The 6,501-nt window shown below is 38.5% G+C and carries 7 protein-coding genes; 5 read left to right on the plus strand and 2 right to left on the minus strand.

The window, feature by feature from the left end:
* The first annotated feature begins 16 nt into the window (after window positions 1–16).
* From H5180_RS21575 to H5180_RS21585, 3 genes are all read left to right on the plus strand, one after another.
* Complete coding sequence (locus H5180_RS21575; protein ID WP_145242795.1) at window positions 17–640, plus strand: thiol:disulfide interchange protein DsbA/DsbL; 624 nt, start codon at window positions 17–19, stop codon at window positions 638–640.
* Between the two features lie 34 nt (window positions 641–674).
* Window positions 675–1,313 (plus strand): thiol:disulfide interchange protein DsbA/DsbL, encoded by a 639-nt coding sequence (locus H5180_RS21580; RefSeq protein ID WP_145242797.1) that lies wholly within the window; start codon window positions 675–677, stop codon window positions 1,311–1,313.
* A 65-nt stretch (window positions 1,314–1,378) separates the two neighbouring features.
* Window positions 1,379–1,828: a DUF523 domain-containing protein gene (locus tag H5180_RS21585; protein ID WP_182759067.1), complete on the plus strand. Its 450-nt coding sequence runs from the start codon at window positions 1,379–1,381 to the stop codon at window positions 1,826–1,828.
* A gap of 5 nt (window positions 1,829–1,833) precedes the next feature.
* On the opposite strand, the gene trmA is transcribed toward H5180_RS21585, so the two are convergent.
* The gene (trmA, locus tag H5180_RS21590; protein WP_145242801.1) at window positions 1,834–2,934 is read right to left on the minus strand and encodes a tRNA (uridine(54)-C5)-methyltransferase TrmA; all 1,101 of its coding nucleotides are present in this window, start codon (window positions 2,932–2,934) and stop codon (window positions 1,834–1,836) included.
* 476 nt (window positions 2,935–3,410) lie between these two features.
* Between trmA and H5180_RS21595 the strand changes: the two genes are divergently transcribed.
* Both H5180_RS21595 and murI read left to right on the plus strand, forming a co-directional pair.
* Window positions 3,411–4,532: a DUF5610 domain-containing protein gene (locus H5180_RS21595; protein WP_145242803.1), complete on the plus strand. Its 1,122-nt coding sequence runs from the start codon at window positions 3,411–3,413 to the stop codon at window positions 4,530–4,532.
* Between the two features lie 63 nt (window positions 4,533–4,595).
* Window positions 4,596–5,411 (plus strand): glutamate racemase, encoded by an 816-nt coding sequence (murI, locus tag H5180_RS21600; protein ID WP_182759068.1) that lies wholly within the window; start codon window positions 4,596–4,598, stop codon window positions 5,409–5,411.
* Here murI and H5180_RS21605 read toward each other — a convergent pair.
* Window positions 5,374–5,853 (minus strand): RNA-binding protein, encoded by a 480-nt coding sequence (locus H5180_RS21605; protein ID WP_149983393.1) that lies wholly within the window; start codon window positions 5,851–5,853, stop codon window positions 5,374–5,376. The two genes, murI and H5180_RS21605, sit on opposite strands and share 38 nt — an antisense overlap.
* Between the last annotated feature and the right edge of the window lie 648 nt (window positions 5,854–6,501).

Below are 6,501 nucleotides of genomic sequence, written 5' to 3' on the forward strand. Positions count from 1 at the left end.
CTGAAACGAGAGTCCAATGCTTAAAAAACTAAAATTGAGTTTACTACTGTTATGTTTACCTTTTGCTGCGATGGCTGCAGATTTTAAAGCTGGTGAGCACTATGACGTACTAAAAATTGAAAAAAGTAAAACCTCACAAGTAACAGAGTTCTTTTCATTTTATTGCCCGCACTGTTTTAAGTTTGAAGCTGTAGCTAAAGCAATGGAAAAAAGCTTGCCTGCAGGTACTGAGTTTGTAAAAAACCATGTCAACTTTTTAGGTGGTTTAGCGCCAGAAGTGCAAAGTAATTTGAGCTATGCATATATCATCGCTAAACAGCATAACAAAGGTGAGCAAGTTGCAGATCAAATGTTTGACAGCATTCATATAAAACGTGCTCCACTCAATAACATTAAAGACGTCAAAGCATTACTTGCAGTAAATGGTATTGATAGCGATACCTTTGATAAAGATATTGCCAGCATGCCTGTGATTGCGGCGGAAAAAGCCATGCAAGACAAGCAAAATAAGTTTTCACAAATGGGAGCCTTAACCGGTGTACCAACGTTTATCGTTAATGATAAATATAAAATCAATATCAATACCATCAAGAGCCAAGAGCAGCTTGATGAGTTAGTTGCCTTTTTATTACAACAATAAGCTATTAAAACAATAATTTTTGGAGTTTTTACCGATGATCAAATTAGTTAAAGCAGGATTGCTGGCACTTTTATTACCATTAGCCGCGAATGCAGCACCAACAACTTATGAAGAAGGTGTGCATTATGATGTAGTATCTGAGCGCGCTAGTAAAAAGCCAGAGGTAAAAGAGTTTTTCTCATTTTATTGTCCAGCGTGTAATAACTACGAAGCTCTATTAGTTGAGGTTAAACCTAAACTTGATACAAGTATTGAGTTTAAAAAGAGCCACGTCGATTTTGTTGGTGTGCGTGATCCTGAAAATCAACAAATGATTTCACAGGCACTTGCAACAGCTGAAGTACTACCACAAAAAGATGCCATTATTGCTGCTATGTTTAATCATGTTCACGTTAAACGTGCTAAGTTTAATGAATTAGCTGATGTTAAAGATGTATTTGTCGCGCAAGGTGTTGACGGTGATAAGTTTGATAAACTGTATAAAAGTTTTTCAGTACGCACTATGAGTTCAAAAATGAAGCGTGACCAAGATTACTATAAAGATAAGGGGGCACTGCGTGGCGTACCAACATTTATCGTAAATGGTAAATATAAGCTTAACCTAGGTCGTGAATCAGGTATTACTGAGCCTGAAGATATTAGCAAATTGATTAATTATTTAGCTGCTAAATAGAGCGGTTTAGTGTTTATTGTAAAAAAGCTCCGTACGCGGAGCTTTTTTGTTGCAGGTGGTAAGAAATGCATAAAATACTGGTTTCAAGTTGCTTACTTGGTGCTCCCGTGCGCTACGATGGTAGAGGACAACAGTTACTCCATCCTCAGCTTATCGCATGGCAGCAGCAGGAACGTATAGTCGCTTTTTGTCCTGAGATTGCTGGTGGTTTATCCACTCCTAGAGATCCTGCTGAAATCGTCAACGGTAAAGTGATTACCAATACTGGTGATGATGTGACACCGGAATTTCAGCTAGGTGCAAAACAAGCATTACGCCTTTGCCAACAGTACAATATTCGTTTTGCGCTATTAAAGGAATCAAGTCCTTCTTGTGGTCGTAATACAATTTACGATGGCTCGCACAGTGGTATTAAGGTGGTTGGAATGGGATTAACGGCTTCGCTATTAGAAAAGAATGGTATTAAAGTCTTTAGTGAGCAGCAAATGCCAGCGCTAGTAAAAGCACTGGCATAGATACTTTACAATTTACGTTGTAAAAATACCCCTGATTCAATGTGGTGGGTATATGGAAATTGGTCAAAAATCGCAAACCGTTTAACTTCATGAGTGCGAGTTAGGTGCTCTAAATCACGCTCTAGCGTATCAGGGTTACATGAGATATAAATAATACTCTCGTAGTTAGCCACCAAATCACATGTTAGTGTATCCATGCCTGCGCGCGGCGGATCAACTAAAATGGTCTGACAATCATAGCTGCTTAAGTCAATCCCTTCTAAACGTGAGAAGGTTCGTTCGCCTTTCATAGCTTGAGTAAACTCTTCGCTCGACATACGAATGATATCTAAGTTAGTTACGTTATTTTTAGCAATATTATACTGCGCTGAGTGTACTGACGATTTAGAAATTTCGGTTGCTAATACACGATTAAACGAACCAGCTAAGGCAATTGAAAAGTTACCGTTACCACAATAGAGCTCTAGTAAATCATTTTTTAGTGGTTTACATAAGTCTTGTGCCCACTCCAGCATCTTAATGTTTACTTTAGCATTTGGCTGCGTAAAGCTGTTTTCAACTTGTTGGTAAATAAGTTGCTGGCCATTAACTGTTAAACGCTCAGTAACAAAATCATCACCGAGTACTTCTTTTTGTTTGCGAGCACGCCCAATAAAATCAATTTTAAAGCGCTCACTCAATGATTCTTTTAGTGACTTGATAGCTGCTAGCCATTCTTCGTCGAGTGGTTTGTGATAAAGCAGACTCACTAAAATCTCACCGCTTAAACTAGAAAGATAATCTATTTGGAATAATTTACGACGCAAGACTTCACAGCCTTTAAGATTATCGATCATTGCCTGCATTACTTCCCCAATTAGCGGCGCTGCAGGGTCAAACACATCGACTCTGATTTTATCTTTGGTGGCTTGATCAAACATAATGTGGAATAACTCATCGCCATCGTGCCATACTCTAAATTCAGCACGTTGACGGTAATGAATTGGCTCAGAGGCAAAGACTTCTAATTGTTCAACACCAAAGCGTTGGAATTGCGCAATGATACGTTGCTCTTTTTCATTTAACTGTGCGTCGTATCCTGTTGTATCGATCTTTATAACCGCCATTACCTACTACCTTATTTCATTATGCTGTTTATCGGCGCTATTGTAGGGGGCAGGGATTATTTGTCTAGGGTCTGTTTATCTTTCTAGGTTAATTTTGCAGCTGTGCGTTTGGTTTTTAGGCAAGGCAGAGCCTATGTAGTGTGGTTATTCCCCATAAATAGGCGATAACGTAGCATAAATGCCAAACGCGCGCTGCCCGAAGGGTTCTGCCTAGGGGCGATTAACTCTTTGTTACTTACATGGATGTAAGTAAGGGGCGTGAGCAGGACGCGGAAGCTTTGCTCAATTTTTACTTAGCCCACTAGGTTACAAATCTCGCGCCGCGATTAAATCGCCCCGAGGTTGAACAAATTTTAATCCTTAAAGGTCAACAGGCCCTAATTTTGAGTAATAGCAAATGCTGTTTTTTTGTACATTTTACTTTAGTTATTTATTTTTGGGCCGATACTTAAGTAAGCAAAAATAGGAGTCGGATCATGAAAATTGGCAACTTTGGCTTTGTTCCAAACAACAACGTCAATAAATACAGTAACAAAGCTGCATTACAGCAACCTACAATACAGTCGCCTCAAGATAGTTACCAGCAACGTGGTAAAGAATTAGCAGCAAAAGTGTTAGGTGACAAAATGGCTGAGGCTTTAGGCTTACCTGTCGCGGAAGAGAAAAAAGACAAGCCACTATTTGATTTTGAAGAAATCGTCAAAAACGTTTTGGACTTTGTAACTGGTGCCGTTAAGAAAGCGCAAGTCAATGGAGCCGATAATGAAAAACTCAAAGGTATGCTTAGTGATGCACGCAAAGGTGTGCAAACAGGTATTGATGATGCCTATGGTGAATTAAAAGATACCGGTATTCTAAACGACGAAATTGAGCAGGGCATAGAAAAATCCAAAGAAGGTATTTTTAATGGCCTGGATGAGTTTGAAGAGGATTTATTTAACCCTAAACCGGATTCTGTCAGTGTTACTCAAGCACAGTATTTAAGTTTAAGTAATAATGCTCAGTATAACTTCACCACTGCAGAAGGTGACGAAGTGAGTATTAGTTTTGCTGATGCATTTAAACAGCAATCAGCCAGTAGTTATCAGCGTAATGGTCAAAATGAAGGTTATGCCAGTGCATCATCACAATCGCGGGAGTTATCATTTAGCATGTCAGTAAATGGTGACTTAAACGAAGATGAACAAAAGGCTATTAATGCAATGATGGAAGACTTGCAAAATGTTAGTAAAACATTTTTTGGTGGTGATTTGGAACAAGCCTTTGAACAAGCACAAGAGCTCAACTTAGGCAACGAACAGCTAGTCGCGTTTTCAATGGACTTAAAGCAAACTAAAACGTTTGCAGCAATAAAAGGCTATGAAGAGAATAAACCAACACCAGAGAAAGCTGTGGCTGAAAAAATAGCTCCATTTAATGACGATCTAAAAAATGCCTTTAATAAAGCGGGTGATCTTGGTTTGCAAAATGAACTGTCAGGCATTTTACAATGGTTAAATCAAGACCAAGAGGAAATAGGCAAATTAGTCGACTATACAAAATCGATGTTTGAGCAAATGAATAAATTGCGTTCAGCAGCACTAGAGAGTGAAGCATAAGCTTTATTTTCAGTACACCGCGTGGCAAACTGCTCAGCTTAGTTATTATAAGGAGCGAGTTGTTTGTCACCTCATATCATGGTTTTTGATTCGGGCATTGGTGGTACCACAGTGCTGAAGCATATTCAGCAATACATACCTGATGGCCTTTATAGTTATTTTATGGATAACGCCTACCTACCTTATGGAAAGCTGAGTCAACAAACCATAATTCAGCGCCTCACCGGATTATTAATTTTTATAGAAACACAACAATTACACGTTGATGTGTTAGTTATTGCTTGTAATACCGCATCTACTTCAGCACTGAGCGCACTTCGCGAATTAACCACGATACCGATCGTCGGTGTAGTACCTGCAATTAAGCCCGCCGCTTTATTATCTAAGTCACAGCATATTGCCTTATTGGCCACACCAGCAACAGTACAAAGTAGTTATACACAACAGTTGATAAGCCAGCATGGTCAAGCTGTCACAGTACATTTATATGCTAGTGTTGAACTTGTAACGTTGGCGGAACAAACATATCAAAGTAAAAAGATTATCCAAGACAAACTAGTTGCAGAGCTCGATAGTCTCGCTATTGATAATAGAGTGGATGTAGTCGTATTAGGTTGTACGCATTTCCCAATTTTAGCAAAAGGTTTGAATGAGTATTTTAACAGCACTGTATTATTACTTGATTCCGGCGTAGCAATAGCCAAACGGGTGTGTGCAATACTCAAAGAGCATAATATAGATTGCAGTGATGAGCTTGATGCTAATTGTACAGGCAAGAAAAAGCCGCTACGTTATTACGCAACGGCTTCTATTTATGTTGATAAGCAACCGGTGGAGCTAGTTACGCTGATTGATCCGACTCAGAACGAAAAGAGTTAGATTCATCATCTTGTTTTTGTTTTGCTTCACGAACTTTCAATGTACGTTGTTGGAACTCGCTATCGTTTAATTTTGCAATAGCATTATCAGCATCTAGCTCTGCCATTTCAACAAAGCCAAAGCCACGACGTTTGCCAGTATTTTTATCCTTTAATAGGCGTACATTAAACACTTTACCTTGTTCTTCAAATAAAGCGCGAACTACACCTTCATTTGCACGATAAGGAAGATTGCCCACATAAAGTGTTTTTGTTTTTACTTCGGCTTCTTCTACATCGCCAGATGACATTGCAGCTATAACTACACCACCAATTAATAAACCAGCACCAAATAACAGTGCATGACTTAATTGTAGGCTCGAAGGCGCAAAATTAACTATAACGAAACCAATAACAGCAAGGATAACTGAAGAGATAAGAGATTTTTGATCGGGTAATTTCATTTTGATCTACCAATAAACAGGAAATAAACATTAATTTAACATTGTGAACTTGCTATCTTAACGCGATAAATGAACATAGCAATGATATTTATGTGAAATAATTTAATTTACATCAAAAAAGACTCGAAAAAGCATCGATTGAGTGTTCTTTTAAAGCGTTTTGCATGCTTTTTGAGCGAACAGTCAAAAGATTGAAAAAAAGTGTTGATCTGTTTTTGGATCTCCCTATAATGCGACCCCACTGAGACGGGAAACGCCAACGCATAGCGAGGCACGAACAACTCAGAGAGTTAAATAAAACTTCGGTTTTAAATATTCGCAAGAAAGTTTAAAACTAAGTGTTGACTCGAAAAATAAAGGATGTATTATACGCATCCCTAGCGACAATGTCGCAACGTTCTTTAACAATATAAAGCAATCATCTGTGTGGGCACTCGTACAGATTGAGTTCTAACAGCCAAGCTTAGTTTGCTAAGCAAGGCAAAAAAAATTAGAGTCTCAATGTGATTTCTCGAAAGAGAAGCTGAGTGACCAACAGAAGTAACTTATTTATAAGTTGCTTCGGCACAGTCAATTCAATATCGAAAGATATTAAATAAATTCAGAATTCATTGAGCTGTCGAAAGACAAAAAACTTTTAATTGAAGA

The organism is Pseudoalteromonas sp. SR41-4 (genome assembly GCF_014163985.1).
GTDB classification, from domain to species: domain Bacteria; phylum Pseudomonadota; class Gammaproteobacteria; order Enterobacterales; family Alteromonadaceae; genus Pseudoalteromonas; species Pseudoalteromonas rhizosphaerae.

What these genes read in the sequence shown, in the direction of transcription:
- H5180_RS21605 (WP_149983393.1), bottom strand. Translation starts at nt 5,853, where the DNA reads ATGAAATTACCCGATCAAAAATCTCTTATCTCTTCAGTTATCCTTGCT.
- H5180_RS21585 (WP_182759067.1), top strand. Translation starts at nt 1,379, where the DNA reads ATGCATAAAATACTGGTTTCAAGTTGCTTACTTGGTGCTCCCGTGCGC.
- H5180_RS21580 (WP_145242797.1), top strand. Translation starts at nt 675, where the DNA reads ATGATCAAATTAGTTAAAGCAGGATTGCTGGCACTTTTATTACCATTA.
- H5180_RS21575 (WP_145242795.1), top strand. Translation starts at nt 17, where the DNA reads ATGCTTAAAAAACTAAAATTGAGTTTACTACTGTTATGTTTACCTTTT.
- H5180_RS21595 (WP_145242803.1), top strand. Translation starts at nt 3,411, where the DNA reads ATGAAAATTGGCAACTTTGGCTTTGTTCCAAACAACAACGTCAATAAA.
- trmA (WP_145242801.1), bottom strand. Translation starts at nt 2,934, where the DNA reads ATGGCGGTTATAAAGATCGATACAACAGGATACGACGCACAGTTAAAT.